Source organism: Paenibacillus sp. HB172176, from assembly GCF_011947265.1.
In the GTDB taxonomy this organism is placed as follows: domain Bacteria; phylum Bacillota; class Bacilli; order Paenibacillales; family Paenibacillaceae; genus Pristimantibacillus.
Map to the genome: position 1 here is coordinate 54,491 of NZ_JAATHD010000004.1, position 19,567 is coordinate 74,057.

General features: G+C 53.2%; 13 protein-coding genes. 11 read left to right on the forward strand and 2 right to left on the reverse strand.

The genetic code is table 11. The annotated features are described in order from the left end of the window. Positions 1–125: 125 nt before the first annotated feature. The 8 genes from HFP08_RS07595 to HFP08_RS07630 all read left to right on the forward strand — a co-directional run bounded on the left by HFP08_RS07595 (position 126) and on the right by HFP08_RS07630 (position 10,617). The gene (locus tag HFP08_RS07595; RefSeq protein ID WP_168119989.1) at positions 126–1,052 is read left to right on the forward strand and encodes a dihydrodipicolinate synthase family protein; all 927 of its coding nucleotides are present in this window, start codon (positions 126–128) and stop codon (positions 1,050–1,052) included. Positions 1,053–1,089: 37 nt separating this feature from the next. Continuing rightward, positions 1,090–2,733: a type 2 periplasmic-binding domain-containing protein gene (locus HFP08_RS07600; protein WP_168119990.1), complete on the forward strand. Its 1,644-nt coding sequence runs from the start codon at positions 1,090–1,092 to the stop codon at positions 2,731–2,733. Between the two features lie 20 nt (positions 2,734–2,753). Continuing rightward, complete coding sequence (locus tag HFP08_RS07605) at positions 2,754–3,710, forward strand: ABC transporter permease (protein ID WP_168119991.1); 957 nt, start codon at positions 2,754–2,756, stop codon at positions 3,708–3,710. A 12-nt stretch (positions 3,711–3,722) separates the two neighbouring features. Next, the gene (locus tag HFP08_RS07610) at positions 3,723–4,625 is read left to right on the forward strand and encodes a carbohydrate ABC transporter permease (RefSeq protein ID WP_168119992.1); all 903 of its coding nucleotides are present in this window, start codon (positions 3,723–3,725) and stop codon (positions 4,623–4,625) included. Between the two features lie 38 nt (positions 4,626–4,663). Then, complete coding sequence (locus tag HFP08_RS07615) at positions 4,664–6,076, forward strand: sialidase family protein (RefSeq protein WP_168119993.1); 1,413 nt, start codon at positions 4,664–4,666, stop codon at positions 6,074–6,076. A gap of 210 nt (positions 6,077–6,286) precedes the next feature. Then, positions 6,287–6,748, forward strand: coding sequence for a hypothetical protein (locus tag HFP08_RS07620; protein ID WP_168119994.1), 462 nt, complete (start codon positions 6,287–6,289; stop codon positions 6,746–6,748). A gap of 94 nt (positions 6,749–6,842) precedes the next feature. Further along, entirely contained in the window at positions 6,843–7,139 is a 297-nt protein-coding gene (locus tag HFP08_RS07625; protein ID WP_168119995.1) for a hypothetical protein, read from the forward strand. A 358-nt stretch (positions 7,140–7,497) separates the two neighbouring features. Next, entirely contained in the window at positions 7,498–10,617 is a 3,120-nt protein-coding gene (locus tag HFP08_RS07630) for an S-layer homology domain-containing protein (protein WP_168119996.1), read from the forward strand. 168 nt (positions 10,618–10,785) lie between these two features. Here the strand turns inward: HFP08_RS07630 and HFP08_RS07635 are convergent, their stop codons facing one another. Next, positions 10,786–11,085, reverse strand: a complete 300-nt coding sequence (locus tag HFP08_RS07635; RefSeq protein ID WP_168119997.1) for a hypothetical protein — start codon at positions 11,083–11,085, stop codon at positions 10,786–10,788. 274 nt (positions 11,086–11,359) lie between these two features. Between HFP08_RS07635 and HFP08_RS07640 the strand changes: the two genes are divergently transcribed. Both HFP08_RS07640 and HFP08_RS07645 read left to right on the forward strand, forming a co-directional pair. Beyond that, positions 11,360–11,794: a hypothetical protein gene (locus tag HFP08_RS07640; protein ID WP_168119998.1), complete on the forward strand. Its 435-nt coding sequence runs from the start codon at positions 11,360–11,362 to the stop codon at positions 11,792–11,794. Between the two features lie 78 nt (positions 11,795–11,872). After that, on the forward strand, positions 11,873–12,160 hold the full coding sequence (locus HFP08_RS07645) for a helix-turn-helix domain-containing protein (protein WP_168119999.1): 288 nt from the start codon (positions 11,873–11,875) through the stop codon (positions 12,158–12,160). Between the two features lie 182 nt (positions 12,161–12,342). Here HFP08_RS07645 and HFP08_RS07650 read toward each other — a convergent pair whose 3' ends face one another. Then, entirely contained in the window at positions 12,343–13,146 is an 804-nt protein-coding gene (locus HFP08_RS07650) for a PPK2 family polyphosphate kinase (protein ID WP_168120000.1), read from the reverse strand. A 182-nt stretch (positions 13,147–13,328) separates the two neighbouring features. Here HFP08_RS07650 and HFP08_RS07655 point away from each other — a divergent pair, with 182 nt between their 5' ends. Then, on the forward strand, positions 13,329–19,325 hold the full coding sequence (locus HFP08_RS07655) for an OmpL47-type beta-barrel domain-containing protein (RefSeq protein WP_168120001.1): 5,997 nt from the start codon (positions 13,329–13,331) through the stop codon (positions 19,323–19,325). Positions 19,326–19,567 lie beyond the last annotated feature (242 nt).

Here is a 19,567-nt window from a genome sequence, read left to right on the forward strand (position 1 = left end):
CGGTGTAAAGCTTATTTTAAGAAGAAAGGGTTTACATCGCCTATTTGCTATGCTAATATGGGGACACGAATTAACTGATTATAGAACAACGTTCTTAATTTTAGAACGATAAAGAGGTGAATTTCTTGCATCACATCCACAATGGAGTCTGGCCGACGATGATTACGCCGTTTACGGACCGCAATGAAATCGATTATGACGCGGTCGAGAAGCTCTTAATGTTTTATCAACGGAGGGGTGTTGCCGGGGTGTTCGCTGTCTGTCAATCGAGTGAGATGTTCAAGCTCGATCTGGAGGAGAAGAAGCAACTGATCCGCTTCGTTGTCGAACGTCTCCCTGACGGCATGCAAGCAGTCGTGTCCGGCCATACTGCGGACAATCTGGATGATCAGGCGCGCGAGGCAGAAGCTGTCATGTGCGAGGGAGCGGCAGCCTATGTCGTATTGCCGAATCGATTTGCGGGGGAAGAGGAGTCGGATGATCGCCTGATCGAGAATATGGAAGCGTTTTCGGCCAAGTTTCCGGATATTCCGCTCGGAATGTACGAATGTCCGTATCCGTACAAGCGCGTGTTGTCGCCCCGCGTGCTGCGCAGCTGTGTGGACATTGGACGGTTTCTGTTCATTAAGGATACATGCTCCAATGTAGGCCAGATGGCTGAGAAGCTGAGCGTAATCGAAGGCTCCGGGATCAAGCTGTTCAATGCGAACAGCGCTACGCTGCTAGACAGTTTGAAGCTTGGAGCATCTGGCTACAGCGGCGTTATGGCCAATTTCCATCCGCAGCTGTATGCGTGGCTCTGCCGGAATTATGCGAAGGAGCCCGGCAAGGCGGAGCGCCTGCAGCGGTTGCTTGGAGCTTGCTCCATGGCTGAATACCAGTATTACCCGGTTAACGCAAAGTACAGTTTGTCTCTCCAAGGAGTGACGATGGCTATCGACAGCCGCGTATTGGACGCGGATCTGTTCGCGGAGTCCAAGCGTCTGGAAATTCGCCAGCTCAATGAAGTGGCCGCATGGGCTGGGGAGATGTTGCAGCTGGTGCATTCGTAAAGCAGCAATACAATAAAAGAGGGAGGTTTGTAAACGTATGCAAACAAAAGGTAAGCGCTTTATCGTTGGAATGGGGTTGTCGCTGGTGCTCGCTGTCGCAGGAATGGCCGGTTGCTCGAAAAACACAAACGAGTCGCCTCCGACTAATGCGGGAAGCGGGAATGAATCCGGGCTGCCAGACGGGGGGATGACCAATCTGGAGGGGTATCCGATTACGAAGGAGCCGATTACGATTACCGCGGCTGTTACGTACGGATCGCTGCGTCCGGAGATGGACACGACGGCCATCTGGAAGTATGTCGCGGAGAAAACGAATATTAATCTGGATATTGAGATTATCAAGGACAAGGACAAGGCGGATCTGATGTTCGCGAGCGGCGAGTTTCCGGACCTGATCATGAATGTCGGAATCAATCCCAATCAAATGGCCAATGCCGTGGAGGGCGGCAGCTTCGTGGAGATGAAGCCGCTGCTTGAGAAGTATGCGCCGACTTGGAACAAGTTCATGGAGGAAAATCCGCTCGTCTATAATGGTTCGCTTGCGCCGAACGGCAAGCTGTACAGCCTGCCGTATATCGACTTTGCTCCGTTTGACCGTAATCTGCGAGATCAATGGATCATGATGGGGAATTGGCTTGAGGAGCTGAACCTGCCAGTACCGAAGACGACGGAGGAATTCAAGAACGCGCTCCTGGCGATTAAGGAGAACGCCGGCAAGGGCTCCATACCTGCCGATGTCATTCCGTACTATTTCTACTTCGACAATTATGTTGGCGGCCAGTTCGACATCTACGGCAGCTTCGGCGTGTATATTACCGATCCGGATTACGTCGTTGTGGAGGATGGCATTGTCAAGGATCAGTCGACGAATCCCGCTCTCAAGGAGCCGTTGAAATATTTGCGCGAGCTGTATGCAGACGGACTGATTCCGCCGGAGGTATTCACCGACGACTTCACAACCTACGCTTCCAAAATTAGTTCCAATCCGCCAATCGTCGGCGCTTATCACTCCTATGCCAACCGACAGCCGGAGCTTGGCGTTCCGATGGGGCCGCTGGACAGCGGCAACGGAGAGAAGCCGCTGCTTCGCAGTCAGGCGTATATGCCGGGACCTGCCAACACTGCCATTATCACCTCGAAGAATAAGTATCCGGTTGCGACGGTTCGCCTGCTCGAAGCAATCGCGGCAGATACGGAGCTGGGCCTGACCGTTAGCAGGGGAACGAAAGGAATCGTATGGGATACCGACGAGGATGGCAAGGCTTATCAGATTTTCTGGGAGGAGTCTCCGGATCTGATGGCGGCCAACGCCGGAGATTTGGGAATGCACAACTCTTTTGTCGCACTGAAGGATCAGAACTTCTACGAGAATGTGTGGAAGGAGAAATCCTACGACGTGAAGAACTCCAGAGGCTGGGCTTATCAGAATGTGTACAAGGATGTCGTGCTGCCGAACGCTATGGTGTACGTCCAGGGAGCGATGAGCCAGGACGACAACAATCTAATGAGTCAATACAAAACGGATCTGACGAATTACCGCAAGGCCATGTTGGCCGATTTCATTACCGGCAAGCAGGATATTGACGCCGCATGGGATTCCTATGTGGAACGAATGAAGCAGCTTGGTTTGGATGAATTTATCAAGCTGAAACAGAAAGCGTATGATGCCATCGCCAAGTAAGCCGAGAGGAGGGATTGGGCATGGATACCGCTAGCCATGCTAGTCCGCAAGAGCAACAGCTTCGCAAGAAATCGGTAGGATTTCGCATTTGGCAAAGCCGGGAGCTATACCTGTTTCTGTTGCCGGCCATAGCGTTAATTATCGTCTTCAACTATTTTCCGATGTATGGAATTACGGTCGCTTTTAAGGATTTCAAGCCGTATTTGGGCATAATGGACAGTCCATGGGCCGGAATGAAATATTTCGATCGATTCTTCTCGATGCCAATGTTCAGCGTCATTCTGAAGAATACGCTTTTGCTAAGCTTCTACACCTTGATCGCTGCTTTTCCGCTGCCGATTGTTCTGGCCTTGGCGCTCAACAGCACATCCAGTCAGCCCCTCAAGAAAATCGTGCAGACTATCACGTACGCGCCTCATTTCATCTCGATCGTTATTATCGTAGGCATGCTCAACATCTTCTTCTCTCCCTCGATGGGCATCGTGCGCAATTTGCTCCATGGTCTGGGGCTGATGGACGGCAATCTTGACGTGCTGATGAATGCGTCCAGCTTTCCGCATCTATATGTATGGAGCGGCGTGTGGCAAACCTTGGGGTGGAGCAGCATCATCTATCTGGGCGCGCTCAGCTCCGTCGACCCCGCGCTGCACGAGTCGGCTGTGATTGACGGCGCCTCGAAATTTCAGAGGGTATATCGCATTGATTTGCCGCTCATTCTGCCAACGATCGTTATTCTGCTTATTCTTGAATCCGGCACGATTATGAATATCGGCTTCGAGAAGGTGTTCCTGATGCAGAACGCATTCAATCTCAGCTCGAGCGAGGTCATCAATACGTATGTGTACAAAATCGGTATTCGCGAGGCGCAGTACAGCCTCTCGTCCGCAATCGGTTTATTCAACTCGGGAATTAATTTCATTCTGATCCTGCTGGTGAATCAGATTAGCCGTCGGCTCGGACAGGAATCGCTATGGTAAGGAGGAGAGAGCATGCATAACGCAATCAAGTCCACCTCGCGGGACCGCGTCTATGATGTCATTAATACCATACTGCTGATGGCGCTGTTGCTCATCGTGGCCTATCCGCTGTACTTTGTCGTCATTGCCTCGATCAGCGATCCGAAGCTGGTCGCCACGGGCAGGGTCCTGCTGTGGCCGCAGCAGTTCAGCTTCAAAGGATACCTGGAGGTCGTGAAATACGGACCTATCTGGACGGGCTATCGCAACACGCTTATTTATACAACGGCATTCACCGTTATCTCGGTCATGGTGAGTTTGATGGCCGGCTACGCGCTTGCGAGGAAGCCGTTTCCCGGCAAGACGGCGATTACCGCCTTCATGCTGTTAACGATGTTTTTCAACGGAGGACTCATCCCGACTTATCTGTTGATGCGGGAGATCGGCTTGTACGGCAATCCACTCATTATTGTATTGCTCGGCGCGGTCAATGTGACCAACATTATCATCAGCCGGACGTTTATCAAGTCTTCGATACCCGAAGAGCTGTATGAGGCTGCGCAGATCGACGGCTGCACGCATGTTTCGTTCTTCTTCCGAATTGTCTTGCCGGTATCTCAGGCATTAATCGCCGTATTGGTATTGTTCGCGGCGGTCAGCCAGTGGAATTCCTGGTTCAATGCAATGATTTATTTGAACGATGAGGCGCATATGCCTTTGCAAATGGTGCTGCGCGATTTGATCGTGAGTCAGTCCGCGCTCAGTACAGCCAGCAATACGGACAGCATGGGCGGCGATGCGGCAGCGCAAATCTATCTGGTCGAATCGATGCGGTACGCGGTCATTATTGTCTCGACGCTGCCGATTATGTGCTTCTATCCGTTCGTGCAGAAGTATTTCGTCAAGGGCGTCATGATTGGCTCGGTAAAAGGTTAAGAGGTTAAAAGGGTAAAAGGTTAGGAGGAATTGCAAATATGAGAGGACAATCGGCTTGGCATTACCGCCCATATCGTCCATTGGATCAGATTCGGGAGCGAGAGCTCCCTTATATCTGCAGGCTCGCGCCGGGCGAGGAAGAGATTGCGCTGGAGTGGTTCGATTCCGGCAGCGATGGGGCACATGCGCTGTACTGGCGACCGCGCGGATCGGAGACGGCGTATACCCGGACAGAGCTGACGGGATCGGAGGCAATTATTGACGGGCTTGAGCCGCATCGCGATTACGAGCTTTATGTGGAGCGCTTGGACAGCAGCGGTCGCAGCGTGGTCCGGCTTGCCCGCACCGGTGCCGCGGTCGGAACGGTCATTCATTATTTGCACCCGGAGGATGAGATCTACGCCTTCTCCGGCAGGAGCCTGTGCAGCCCTTCGCTCGTCAAGCTGCCGGGCGGCGCGTTGCTCGCGTCGATGGATGTCTTCTCCGGCGGAGCACCGCAAAATTTGACGCTGCTCTACCGTTCGGATGACGGAGGAGACAACTGGAAATACGTGACCGAGCTGTTCCCGTGCTTCTGGGGAAAGCTGTTCGTATGGAAGAATGCGCTGTACATGCTGGCGCATACGACTGAATATGGCAGCCTGATCATTGGCGTCTCGCATGACGAAGGCCGGACATGGAGCGCTCCTGTTACGATTCTGCCGGGAGCGGGGTCCAAGGTTGCGCGCGGACCGCATAAGGCGCCGATGCCGGTAATCGAAGCAGGCGGCAGACTGCATACGGCGGTTGATTACGGCTCTTGGCCGACCGGCGGCCATGCCAATGCGCTGCTCTCCATCGACAGCGATGCCGATCTGCTGGTTGCGGACAACTGGCGCTGCACCGACTTTCTTCCGTATGACGCCGATTGGAAAGGCGCGGCCGTGGGCAAGAGCGGCGGCGCGCTGGAGGGCAATGCAGTCGTCGGACCGGACGGTCAGTTATACAATGTGCTGCGTTACCAGATGAATGGCTGTACCCCTTCTCATGGCAAAGCGCTGATGCTGCGCGGCAATCTGGAAGAGCCGGAGGCTCCCTTGAACTTTCACGGCTTTGTCGACTTCAACGGCGGCAGCAATTCGAAGTTCGACCTGCTGTACGACGAGCCGTCCGGGGCGTACTGGGCCATTGTCAGCGAGATCGTCGACGACGCTGCGCCAAGTCAGCGCAATGTGCTGTCGCTGGCCGTCTCTCAAGATTTGCAGCGCTTCTCCATCGTGAAGCGGCTGCTCGATTACCGCGATGCGAACCCGCAAGAGGTAGGCTTTCAATATGTCAGTTTCCTGATCGACGGCGATGACATTCTCTATCAGTGCCGCACCGCGATGAACGGGGCGCGTAATTTTCATGACGCTAACTATTCGACCTTCCATCGGATTGAGAGATTCAGGCGGTACTCGCAAGGGTTGTAATCAGGAATGGAGCAGTCCCGGCAGAGCAACTGATTGTTGCTTTTCCGGGGCTGCTTTTTTTCTTTTGCAGCAGGACGGACGATGAAGAGATGGCATTTTACATTTATGTGCAATGACCAACTGCACTGTTTAGCATTCTCGAGGGATATGCGGAGCTGTTCCACCCTCATCCATATATGGTATTCTACATGTAAGGGAGGGGGGCTTCAATTGAAGAGAACGAGATATTTAGTGAAAAATCCTTCATCAGCATTGCTCGCAGCGAGTATGTCCATTCTTGCTTTCACTCAAGTGTATAGCGCTATCCATGCGTTTAATCGAGAGGATTACGATGTTTTCTTTTATTTGAATTGCGGGATGTCTATCCTGTTTATCTTCTTCATCATTCTTGCATTAGTGAGATCCTTCCGAAAACCGACCGAGCTGCAATTCAATCGGGGAGCCCTCCACTTGCATGGCGAGTCCATTCCTGCGGAGTCTATCAAGGAGATTATGATTCGGGGATACTTCAAGCCTGTCGTCGGAATTAAGCCCCATGGCGTCTGGATCGTTCCTCTCAATCGCTGCTTCCGATTCGCAGTCAACGAGGAACGCGGCAGAGAAGCTGTCGAGAGCTGGGCAGAGCAGAATAAGGTGAAGGTAATTCATCGCTCGTTCATGAGATGGCTGTGAGCCTGTTCTGCGCCATCGTAGTAATGAAGACACAAGCCCGGCCAAAGGTTTAATTCTTCGCAAAATAGCCCAAGCTTCCTACTGAGGTGATGATATGATCATTCTACTGACGGCAGGCTTGCTAATCGGCGGAGCTATAATCTGGATTTTGCGGAAATGGATGATTTGGACGAGAATGATATGCGATCTTGCGGCGGTAGCGACTTATATCGTGTTCGGAGTGAAGGCGGCCGATGCGGTTATGCAGACCGTTGAGGATGGCACAGTGTTCATGACCGAGGTTCATCGCGTGTTTCTTAGCCATCTGTTTCTTGTGTGCGGGGCATATGTTGGGACTTACGGCCTGGCGTTTCTGTTGGAGAGGTTGACAGGGACTCGGACTGAAGTGTAATTATGAAAAGCAACCAATGATTTGCGGAGAAGGAATCTCTTCCGTATCTTGCAGTGTCGGTTTGGGAAATCGCATATAATTGGGAGAAGCTCCCGTATGTATCTGATGGGAACGCAGGAATATGCGTCTTTGTCAGATATATACGGGAGTTTTTCATTTGGAGAATGGACGGAGGAACTCCTGCTCCATGCGACCTCCTCAATCGCTCTAATGACATAATTTACATAAAAATAAAAGTGAAGGAGCAATTCATGCAGGAAAAATGTAGTTATTTGTCGAAAAGAAAGCGATATGTCTAAACAATGAAATTTTAGTCCCAATTGAGAGAGTGGAGGTCGGAAGGTATGAGGATGGCAGGATGTACATATTCAATGGACGGGGTGAACGAGAAATGGTGAAGAAGCTGCGAAAAGAGTTTGGATTATTCCTGATCCTTACCCTGCTCCTCAGTGCATTTGCGCCGCTGACTCCTGCGTCTGCAATGCCAGATCCTACTCCACAAGAGGTGACGGCAACGGATTCTGTTACCTTCGCGACCTATATGGCGAATCCCGGCGTTTCCGTCATTAACTTGGTCGGAACGGAAACTTACGAATACGGCGGCGGCACGGTTGACCGGCCTCTGACGATCAACGGGAATGGCGCTTCCATCACCGTTACTGGCGGTGTCTCGGGAGTCAGCTTTACGCGTTCGTTTGATGGAGGGGTGGATCCGTATGCAAATGTGAACTCATTTTTGTATGTGGACGGCACCGGTGACTTGACTATCAATGATGTGCTCCTCCAGGGTGAACAAGATTTAATGCTGTTTAGCGTTATTGGGGTAAAATCGGGCGGCAAGCTGGCGGCTGACCATATCGAGATGGACAATTTCTTCAATAACAGTGATTACTTGACTGGCGGAGGGACAAATGAAAAACAGTTGAGCTTCGGCATCTTGCTGGAGAACGGCTCTATGGCGACGGTGCAGAACAGCACTTTCGGCTCCGGCAATGCGTTCCGTCAGGCCATTAGTGTTTATGGCGACGCGAACATCTTGAATAATACGTTCGAAGGGACGTTGTACCCCGGAAGGCTTCGTTATACGGATGGCTACGAATATGCGATATATACGTATGGCGGCGATATTACCATTCGAGGCAATCAGATCAGCGGCTATGACAGCACGAACCAGCCGGGTTACAGAAGCGGTGCCATTTGCTTGATCGCCTTCTATGACTCGTCCGTGATTATTGAAGGCAACACGTTGACGGATAACGGCGACAGCTTTGGCGTTACGGGGGTATGGTCCGGACTGGCTGAAGGCTCGTTGACCATTAACGGACGTTTGCTTGTCGACGATTCGTTCCAATACCCAACCGACGAGGAGATTACGGCCTGCGAAGACAATGGAGAATGCACCGATCCATACGATTTCGAGAACCTATGGTCCATAGGCGAATCGCTAATGCAGAGCAATACGTCAACGCATCCGAATTATCCGTATGGCGGCAATGTATTAATCATGCTGGATCAGGATGATGAGGTCGAAATTGACGGGGGATTCGCTGTGCTTGGCGGATATTTGTCTCCGGTGTTGACGTTGGTCGATCAGGATGAGAATTGGGCGGAGCTGGCGTTCTCAACTGATGAAGAAATCAAAAAAATACTAAAAGAAGCGGTCAGTGTACGTATTGAGAAGAAGGTTGGGAACGACTGGGTTGCGGCTGGACCTCAAATCGATTTGACCGACCTTATTAATGATAATGCCGATTTGACGACGCGTATTGAGGGCTTGACGCCGGGGCAGGATTATACGCTTCGCTTGAAAATGATTCATCAATCTTATGTGGAACCTTCTGTTCCCTTGGAAGAATATGATGAAAATCAAAGAAATCTCATCACCTATTCCGGAACGATCATAGTAGATAAGACTCCGCCTGCAGCGCCAGTGATCACCTCGCCTGTAGACGGAACTTCAAGAACGAACCGCCGACCAGTCGTGGAAGGAACGGCGGAGCCAGGCAGCGCGGTGACGTTGACGATTGACGGTACAGAGTACAGTTTGACGGCGGGCAGCGACGGCAAATGGAGCTATACGCCGACGAATAACCTCGATATCGGAACGCATACTTTCTCGGCTTATGCAACGGATGCGGTCGGCAATGTCGGACCTGTCTCCTCTGAAATTCAATTGAGGATTTACGTTCCTGCTTCCGTACCTGTTGAAGAGACCGATGACTCGTCCGGCATCGACATTCTCGTCAACGGCAAGGTTGAGAATGCCGGGACAGCGGTAACGACCGAGGAGAATGGCCGTTCAGTGACAACGGTAACAGTCGATCCGGACAAGCTGAAGGATAAGCTGGAAGAGGAAGGGCAGAACGCCATTGTCATTATCCCGGTAAAGACAGGAGCGGACGAGGTTATCGGCGAGCTTGACGGACTGATGGTTCAGCAGATGGCGGAACAATCCGCAGTGCTGGTCATACAGACGGAGCTGGGCTCTTACACGCTGCCTGCGGGGCTTATTGATATCGAGAATGTGAAAGCTCAGCTTGATCAAGAAGCCGATTTGAAAGAGATTAAGCTTCAAGTGACAATTTCGTCTCCTACATTGGAGCAGCAGGAAGCTGCTGAGCAAGCAGCTTTAGACAGCGGGGTGGAGCTCGCTGGCGCACCGGTTAACTTCACAGTAAAGGCTTCTTATGGAGATCAGATTGTAGAAATTACGGAATTTCCCCAATATGTAGAGCGTGCAATCGCTATACCGAGTGATATTGATAGCAGCCGTATTACGACGGGTGTTGTTATCGAGGCGGACGGAACGATGCGCCATGTGCCGACCAAGATTTTTCAAGCTGACGGTCAAGATTGGGCGCAAATCAACAGCTTGACGAACAGTCTATACGCGATAGTCTGGAATCCGCTGGAGTTTCCCGATGTGGCGGGTCATTGGTCGCAGGCTGCAGTAAACGACATGGGATCTCGACTAATTGTGGAAGGCGATGGAAGCGGGAATTTTGATGGGGAACGTTCGATCACCCGCGCTGAATTCGCGGCCAGTCTCGTACGGGCGCTTGGTTTGTCCGTGGCTGCTCAATCGGATTCGAGTTTCCAAGATGTGCTGGAGACAGACTGGTTTGCAGGCGCGGTCGGGGAGGCCTATGCATACGGCTTGATTCAAGGCTTTGAAGACGGCAGCTTCCGTCCGGATGAGGCGATTACTCGCCAAGAAGCGATGAAGATGCTGGCAAAGGCTATGGCGCTGACAGGGCTGCAAGAGGCGCTTTCCTTGCAATCTGACGAGCAAATTCTAAGCCGCTTCGAGGATTCGGAAGCTGTGGCCGGCTGGGCGAGCGGCAGCATTGCGGATTGTGTAGCAGCAGGTCTTGTAGAAGGCAGAGGAGGCAATAGCATCGCTCCTCTTGAGAACATTACGAGAGCAGAAACGGCTGAGCTCCTTCAACGGCTTCTGCAGCAATCCAATTTGATATAAAGGCATATGAAAGATATGAAAGGATCTCAGTGTCCGCCGTACAGCGGACACTGAGATCCTCTTTTTATTCTAAGCGTATAAGTTGCGTTTTATCCAAGCTTGCAATTGTCTGGCAGTGTTACACGCTTCGCCTCCAGAGGACTGCGCAGCAGCTTCACCTTGGTCCATCTAAACATGCTTCCAAGACGTATCCTTGCCGGAAATCGGGCATACGGGAAAGGTTTTCCCGACGCTTAGCTCGGCCTCTTGTCCTTCATTGCTCACATATTTGCCTGATGCGGTTACCTCTTCGCCCGTCTTATGCTCGTGATCCATGTGGCGCCAATTTGTTGCCTGCTTGGTAATGGGACAATCCGGGAACACATCTCCCGCCTGCAGCTCCTTGATTTCTCCCGACACACAAACATACTTTCCGCTTTCTTCTACAGTATCACCTGTTTTATATTGCTTCTCCGTGACTGCGCTCATCGCGAACAGCTCCTTTAGGAAAATCGTGGATTCCCGCCGACAGGGAAGAGTCTCCTTGTATTCGGGTATTTAGAAGATACACTCTTTCCTCTGAAACGAAACGCGGGGATGCCAATACTGAGGAATTATTAATATTGGAAGCTGGAGACGCCTCAGTCCTGTATAATGGTAAAAAAACACAGGCGGGAGTGGTGATGTGCGAGATTTAATGAGTCGATGGAGTTGGAGCAGCCTAAGAAGTTGGCGCTGGCATTGGACCAAAGCCGGTGTCACGGTGGGAATCGTACTTGTGTTAATGCTCTTATCCACCGCATGCGGCAGCGTTGAGAGGACTGAACATATCGAAAGCTTCACGATTGAAAATTCAGAAAAACAGGACAATGGGATGTTCGAAGTGACTGGTTACAAGAAGGTAAACTCTGTATCCCTAATTGAAGAGAGCGACAACCATATGGAGTCCGATGTGAAGATGGTGGAGGACTACTATAATTCAGACGGCATTTTTTTGAAATCGATATTCACATATGGCCATGGTACTCTATCCAAGCTAACCAGAGCGACAGACTCTGATGAACAGAAGCTTGAGCTCAGCGAGCCTTCGACCATATTAGCTCCGGATTTAGAGGGAGATAATTTTAAAGGGGTGGAGCTGACCGCAGAGGAGAAAGTACGAGTGAAGGAGCATGTGTTATCATTTATGGAGGATTGAGTACTTATTCCGAATATGATATAATTTATGCTGTAATCGATATAATTATCGTTATATGGAAAGAATGGAGGATTGAAGATGAAATTTGATGATTTTATGCATGAGATTGGTGAAACCACAATTGAAGCAGAAACGATTCGGCAAATAGCACGCATGGTTTCTGACATTGTAAAACGTCGGAAGATGCTTGGATTAACTCAGGATGAAGTTGCCAAGAGAGCCGGTTTAACCCAAGCGCAGATAGCGCGGTTAGAAAACAGTTCTCAAATTCCTAGAGTGGATACCTTACTTAAAGCAGCTATTGCTCTTGGCATGAACATTCAATTAAATGAGACTGATGAGCAAGCTGTCGCATTAATCAACTAGCAGTTGTCATCCAACTGCAACCTTATCTTCACGTTCCTTTAATGTTGGGGGCTTATAATGAAGACAACCCCCTTTTGATAGTATATAAATGAGACCCGCGGCTCGAAAGCTGCGGGTCTCTGTTTGTTCAATCGCGACTGCGAGTATAGTCTGCCGGCAGGCCGGCAAATGTCTTGATTATGTCAGCTGTTGCTGGAATCTGAGGCGTTCAGATCTATCTGCGGATATTCAAGCTTCAGCTCCTTCAGCGTATGAACGATGATTTTCAGCGTAAGATAGTCACGGAACCAACGGTTATTGGCAGGCACGACATACCAGGGGGTCTTCTTGGTAGAGGTGGCCTCGAACGCCGCTACATAGGCTTTCTGGTAAGCGTCCCAATAGCGCCGCTCCTCCAGATCACTGGGATCAAACTTCCACAGCTTCTCCGGATTTTCCATGCGATCGTTGATTTTCTGCAATTGAAAGTCCTTGTCGATGTGAAGGAAGAGCTTGATGAGGACAATACCGCTGTCCGAGAGCAGCTTCTCGAAATGCTGGATATGCTTCAGGCGCTTGTCCGCTTCCTTATCGTCGATGAGTTGATGCACGCGGGTAATAAGAACATCCTCGTAGTAAGAGCGGTTGAACGCCGTCATATAGCCTTTGGGCGGAGTTACTTTATGCGCGCGCCAGAGAAAATCGTGAGCGGCTTCGTCGCCGGTTGGCTTCTTGAAGCTCTCCGCGCGGAAGCCTTGCGGATTCAGCCCCGCCAGTGTTTTCTTAATGACGCCGTCCTTGCCGCTGCAATCCATGCCCTGAAACAGAATAAGAACGCCGTTCGTCTTGGAGGCGAACAGTCTCTCCTGAATATCCTCGAGCTCTTCCTTCAACTGCTCGAATTCTTCTTTAATCTCATCCTTGTCGGCAATGCCCGCGGTATCCTCGGGATCAAAGCCGGTGAGCGACATCTTCGACTTCTTGTCCAAGCGGTATTTTTTCAGCATAATCTTCCTTCCTTTCTATCGAAATTCTCTCTCCTCCATCCTACTTCAAAGCGCCTCTTATGCCAAATTTCACCACAAAGTTTCATCAAATAGAAAATTCGCATAGTTAACTAAAGTTAGTTATGACTGCGCTTGGATTTTGATACAATTTCCCTGCTATTTCTTGAGAGGGGATGATTCGTATGTTGAATAGATACAGGGGCGGTCTACATATAAGGTTTCTAGTCATGCTGGGAGTCGCCGTCGCGTGTTTGATGATGGGATGGACGCAGCAGGCGGACGCGGCGGTGATGGAGGAGCAGCTTCCCGCATCGGCGGATTTGCCGGAGCAGCTGTCTGGTGTTGCGGCAAGCCGCGTGTTCACAGGCAATCAGGCTCTCGTTACCGGGGGGCAGACAAATTCGAACGGATTCGCTGCTCATTCTTATATTTTTAATGCGGATAATCAGACTTGGAGTTCATTCGCTCCCCCGCTGCAACTGAGCTATCACCATCAATCGATATTGAATGATGGTCGAGTGCTGGTAACCGGCGGCAACCAATTCATCAGCGGCATCGGCTATGTGTACAACAACTCGTCGAGCATCTACAGCATGCTGTATAACACGTGGACAAGCGCCGCCAATTTGCCCGTTACGATGCTGGGCAATTCGCAGAGCACGCTGCTGGATGGAAGAGTGATGATCGTGGGGGGTTCCGATGAAATATACAGTGCATCGACCAGCGCGACCTATGACAAAGCTTATCTCTATGATCCCGGAACGAATGCGTGGAGCGAAGCCGCATCGCTGCCGGTTCCTGTCTACGGCGCTGCACAGAGCACGCTGAATGATGGTCGGGTACTGCTGACGGGCGGGCAGAGCGGATATGCATTATTACACCATTCCTACCTTTATGACCCTGTTGCGAATGCTTGGACAAAGGCGGCAGATTTGCCTTACGAAGGCTCGGATGTGTTCTTCCGCCATGCTCAGGTGACGCTTGGAAACGGCAAGGTTCTGGTGATGGGTAATTGCAATTATTATCTATACGACCCTGCTTCGAACAGTTGGACGATGGATAGCGTTAACTCGGGCCATCTCGAGAATGCGAGCATGGTCGTTTTCGGAAATAATGTGTATGTATTCGGGGGCTATAATGATCAAACCTACGAAATGAATCGCCATGTGTTTAAGCTAAGCTTTGACTTCAATGCTCCATCGGCACCTACACTGTCGGGGGTTCCGGCAGGTTGGACTGCTCTCTCTGCTTCGATCGGCATTGCTCCGGGTACGGATGCGGAAACGGGCGTGGATCGGACGGAATACAGTCTCTCCGGAGCGTCAACGCTGGGCTGGACCTTGTACAACAGTGGAGATGTCATCTCGATTACGAGCAGCGGACAGACGACGATCAGCGCGAGAACGATTGATAAGGCGGGGAATATAAGCAGCCTGGCTACAGGTGTTATCAAAATCGATCAAACGCCGCCGACCGCGCCTGCAATCAACCGTTCTTCCTCGTCATGGAGTCCTTCTGCGGTTTCTTTCAGCCTTGGGAGCAGCTCGGACGGAGGAGGTTCGGGAGTGAGTCGTATGGAGTACAGCCTGTCCGGCGCGAAGACGCAAGGCTGGACCACCTATTCGAGTGCCGTCTCCGTAACGGCTTGGGGTCAAACGACAGTGCATGCCAGGTCGGTCGACGGAGTAGGCAATGTAAGCTCCGAGAGCGCGGCGGTGATCTTGATTGATAGCGAGGCTCCCGCAGCTCCGACGGTGACGATTGGGGCGGTCGGCTGGAGCGCGGCCAATGTCAGCGTCTCGGTCGATGACGGCTCGGACACAGGAGGCTCTGGCATAAGTCGTTCCGAGATCAGACTCTCGGGCGCGGTCAATATGAGCTGGACGACGTACAGCGGCACGATTACGGTCAATGCGGAAGGAACAACGGAGATTGAAGCCAGGACGGTGGATAACGCCGGGAATATCAGTGAACTGGCATCGGCTCAAGTGCGAATTGACAAGACGGCTCCGACCGCTCCGGTTGTCACGCCTTCCGAGACGACATGGACGAACAGCGAATCGGTGGACGTCGCAATAACAGGCGGAGCGGACGGCGGCTCGGGCGTGAACCGCGTGGAGTACAGCTTGAGCGGAGCGACTACGAAGAGCTGGACGGCCTATTCCGACGCGCTGACGATTACGGCGGAAGGGGAAACAACGATTTCCGCCCGCGCAATCGACAATGTGGGCAATGTGAGCGGCGTTGCGACGGGCTTGGTTAAGATCGACCGAGCCTCTCCGGGCGATCCGGTTATTAGCCCGGCAAGCGGAGGGTGGAGCGCGTCTGCCGTTCAGGTTACTGTTGCTCCTGCTGCCGATAGCGGCGGATCCGGCGTGAATCGCGTGGAATACAAGCTGTCGGGGGCCATGACGAGGAACTGGACAACCTATTCGGCCGAGTTGACGATAAGCGCGGAGGGCGAGACGACGATAGAGGCCAGAGCAATTGATAATGCAGGCAATATCAGCGGCATCGCAGTCGCTGCAGAGCGAATTGACGTGAGCAAACCCGACAAGCCGTCAATCAGCGGCGGCTCGGAGGAGTGGCAAACCGCGGAGAGCGTTGCCCTAACGGCGGATTCCGGCGCCGACAGCGGCGGCTCGGGCGTGAATCGCGTGGAATATCGGCTGAGCGGGGCTCAGTCTTCGCCATGGACAAGCTATTCCGGGCCAATTGCCGTCACGACCGAGGGCATCACGACGATCGCCGCTAGAGTTGTGGATAACGCGGGGAACAGCAGCGATGAAGAGACGACAATGGTGAAGCTGGATTATACGGCGCCAACCGTGCCGGGGGTGCATGCTTCCGCAGCGGAATGGACCTCCGCCGACGTTAATGTGACTTTGACGCCGGGAACGGACGCGGTCTCCGGCTTGAACGCGACGGAGTACCGTCTCTCTGGCGCGATGACGTCTGATTGGACCCCCTATTCGGGCGCGCTGGCGATAACGGCCGAAGGAGAGACGGTTGTCTTCGCTAGATCCGGCGATGCCGCTGGCAATTGGAGCGAGGAAGCGTCGGCAACGGTCCGCATTGATCGAACGGAGCCGACCGCTCCTGCATTGTCGCCGGAAACGACGGCTTGGACGAATGCGGCAAGCGTTGCCGTTTCGGTGATTGCGGGTAGTGATGGAGAGGGATCGGGCTCGCAGCTGACTGAGTACAGCTTGTCGGGCGCGACGGTCGCGGGCTGGACGTCCTACTCTTCTCCTATTGCCTTAATGGCTGCGGGGCAGACTACGATCAAGGCGAGAACGATAGACGCCGCGGGCAATGTAAGCGACGAAGCAAGTGCAATAGTGTTAATCGACAGAACGCCGCCTGCTGCGCCTGTCATTGAACGGGATGCGGAGAGCTGGACTTCGGCGGCTGCGGTGTCGGTCGTCATTGCCTCTGGCGGAGATGAAGGCGGCTCGGGAGCAAGCTATACGGAATATCGGGTTTCCGGCGCGGAGGAAGCGGATTGGAGCCTGTATGAAGGCGAAATTTCTTTGACGGCGGAGGGCGAGAGCGTCATAAGCGCGAGAGAGATCGATGGCGCAGGGAATGTCGGCGAGATCGCTCAGGCTGCGATTCGAATCGATCGAACGCCGCCTTCGCAGCCAGTCGTGACGTCGCCAGGCGATGGCAGCTTCCTGAATGATTCCAAGCCTGTTATGGAAGGAACGGCCGACGGGGAAAGTGCGGTTCTCCTCGTTCTGAACGGCGCGGAGCTTCCGCCGATTATCGCGGAAGCGGGCGGCGCCTGGAGCTATACGCCGTCCTCCGCGCTGCCGGACGGGGAATATGCGCTGAAAGTCAGCGCCGAAGACGCGGCGGGCAACGTGAGCGAGATAGCTGTCGTGAGCTTCGAGATCGATACGGCGGCCCCCGCGGCTCCGATGATCGAAACGCCGCTTCATGACGCGTTCTTGAACAACGCCGCGCCGATCATCTCCGGAACGGGCGAACCGGGGGCGGCGATTACACTGTATTTGGACGATGAGGCGATTGACGAATCAATTGCGGTTGAAGCGAGCGGAGATTGGTCCTACAGCATTGCCGATCCTCTTGCTGATGGCGTTCATGAGACGAAGGCGGAGGCGACGGATGCAGCTGGAAACGTTAGCGCGGCTTCGACGGTTGTTGTATGGACGCAGGATACGGCGGCGCCCGAAGCTCCGGTCATTTCATCGCCGGCGGATGGCGCCAGCTTGAACGGCAATCGCCCATTGATAAATGGAACGGCCGAAGCGGGTTCTTTCGTCACGTTAATGATTAACGGGGCTGAGCAAGCGACTATTGAAGCGAATGTCGGCAATTGGAGCTATGCGATGGAGAGCGACCTTGCGGACGGGATGTATGTCGTCAAGGCTTTCGCCGCGGATCGGGCCGGCAATGTCGGTGAGGATTCGGAAACAATAAGCATTGAGATCGATACGATTGCGCCTGCCGCGCCAATTATTGAAGCGCCGCAGGATGCAGCGATTCTGAATACGAATAAACCGGAGCTCTCGGGTTACGGCGAAGCGGGCGCGGCGATTGACGTCATTTTGGACGGGGGAAGCTTGGCGCATGTGACGACGAATGAAGAGGGAGAGTGGAGTCTGGAGATCGACGTTGCTCTAACGGAAGGTGCGCATACGGTAAAGGCGGTCGCCAGGGATGCCGCGGGCAACGAGAGCGAGGAATCGGCTTCCTTGACCTTCAAGGTTGATACGGTGAAGCCGCCCGTTCCGGTTGTCACTGAGCCTGGGAATGGCGCTACGATTAATCTGACCAAGCCGGTCTTATCCGGCAAAGCCGAAGCGGGAAGCAGGGTCGTACTCGATATGGATGATCGCGCATCTGAGATGCTTGAGGCGGACGACGAGGGTATTTGGAGCTTCACGGTGACTGACGCGCTGGAGCTTGGTGAGCACCGAGTAAGAGTGCGCGCCATTGACGCGGCGGGCAACGAAAGCGAAAGCTCGACAGAGCATATTTTCACAGTGGTCTCGGATAATGCGGCTCTTGCGCAATTGGAGCTGAGCGATATTAAGCTCAAGGAAGCGGTGGATCGAGATACATTGGTTTATTCCGCCAACACATTCTATGGCCGTACGTCAACAACGATTACGGCAATACCCGAGGATCCTAACGCGACGGTACAGCTTCAGATGGACGGCATGCCGGTGGAGAATCCCGTTGACCTGAAAACCGGCAACCAGACCATTACGATCCTGATTACCGCGCAGGACGGAATGACGGTTCAAGCCTATAAGGTGAACATATACAAGGTGCCGTACGTCATTATTCCCGACAAGCCGGAAGAGCCGGAGGAGACCAAGGATTCCGAGGGGTTGGATGCTCTGCCTCCGCTGAAAATCTGCGAAGGGAATGGCGCTGCCGGCGGCCGTTATACGGATACGGCGGGCCATTGGGCGGAGGAAGCGGTCAGGAAGGCCTCGGGCTGCGGAGTCGTGAACGGCTACGAGGACGGAAGCTTTCACCCCGATGCCGTGATCACGCGCGCTCAGTTTGTCGTGATGCTGATTCAGGCGCTGGAGGAGGCGGAAGGGGATTCGGGAGATGACTCTGACAGCGGAGGCTCAGCTGCGTTGTCAGAGTCCGCAGGCAGCGAAGGAGCGGATGCAAACGGAGACGCTGATGCAGCGGGAAGCGGCGATGCTGACTTGAGCGGTGAAGCTTCGGGAAGCGGGGAAAATGTTGCGGAAGACGGAGCTTCTCAATCAGGAGGCGGAGAGCAAACTGTCTCGTTCGCAGATGAGGCGGCGATTCCGGATTGGGCGGCGAATGCCGTGGCCGAGGCGGTGCGCTACGATCTAGTGAACGGCTACGAGGATGGGACCTTCAGGCCGGACGCGTTCGTCACGCGAGCGGAGATGGTGACGCTAATCGCCAAGATAGCGAAGCTGGCGCCCCTTGACGGGGATGCGGTCGACGGAGCCTTCGCCGATGCGGACGCTATACCGGATTGGGCGAAGGGCTATGCGGCAGCGGCGCGGCAAGCGGGCTTCGTCAATGGCCGCGGCGATGGCAGGTTCGATCCGCTCGCCAGCTCCACGCGCGCCGAAGCGGTAACGATGCTGCTCCGTATTATGGAAGCGCAGAAGGATGAACAGCTCGAGGCAAATGCGGCAGATGAGGCGAAGTAGTCTGCAGGGGGAGAAAGTAACTCTGGGGAGCTGGAATAGGTCGTGGATCAGTCTGCAGGGGTACAAAGTAACCTTAGAGCATACCTAGAGCATAGATTGAAACAAGGATGGAAAGGCAGGCAGCCGATCTTCAGACTATTCGAAGAAGATCGGCTTTTTGCGCATGGTTCGCATATCAAGAAAGCGCCGCATGGGAGTGAAGCTTGAAGACGGCCGCTCCTGACCGAGCTCGAAAAGCCCGG

Coding starts and splice junctions, on each gene's coding strand:
- HFP08_RS07600 (WP_168119990.1), top strand. CDS start 1,090: ATGCAAACAAAAGGTAAGCGCTTTATCGTTGGAATGGGGTTGTCGCTG.
- HFP08_RS07605 (WP_168119991.1), top strand. CDS start 2,754: ATGGATACCGCTAGCCATGCTAGTCCGCAAGAGCAACAGCTTCGCAAG.
- HFP08_RS07610 (WP_168119992.1), top strand. CDS start 3,723: ATGCATAACGCAATCAAGTCCACCTCGCGGGACCGCGTCTATGATGTC.
- HFP08_RS07615 (WP_168119993.1), top strand. CDS start 4,664: ATGAGAGGACAATCGGCTTGGCATTACCGCCCATATCGTCCATTGGAT.
- HFP08_RS07625 (WP_168119995.1), top strand. CDS start 6,843: ATGATCATTCTACTGACGGCAGGCTTGCTAATCGGCGGAGCTATAATC.
- HFP08_RS07630 (WP_168119996.1), top strand. CDS start 7,498: ATGTACATATTCAATGGACGGGGTGAACGAGAAATGGTGAAGAAGCTG.
- HFP08_RS07635 (WP_168119997.1), bottom strand. CDS start 11,085: ATGAGCGCAGTCACGGAGAAGCAATATAAAACAGGTGATACTGTAGAA.
- HFP08_RS07645 (WP_168119999.1), top strand. CDS start 11,873: ATGAAATTTGATGATTTTATGCATGAGATTGGTGAAACCACAATTGAA.
- HFP08_RS07650 (WP_168120000.1), bottom strand. CDS start 13,146: ATGCTGAAAAAATACCGCTTGGACAAGAAGTCGAAGATGTCGCTCACC.
- HFP08_RS07655 (WP_168120001.1), top strand. CDS start 13,329: ATGTTGAATAGATACAGGGGCGGTCTACATATAAGGTTTCTAGTCATG.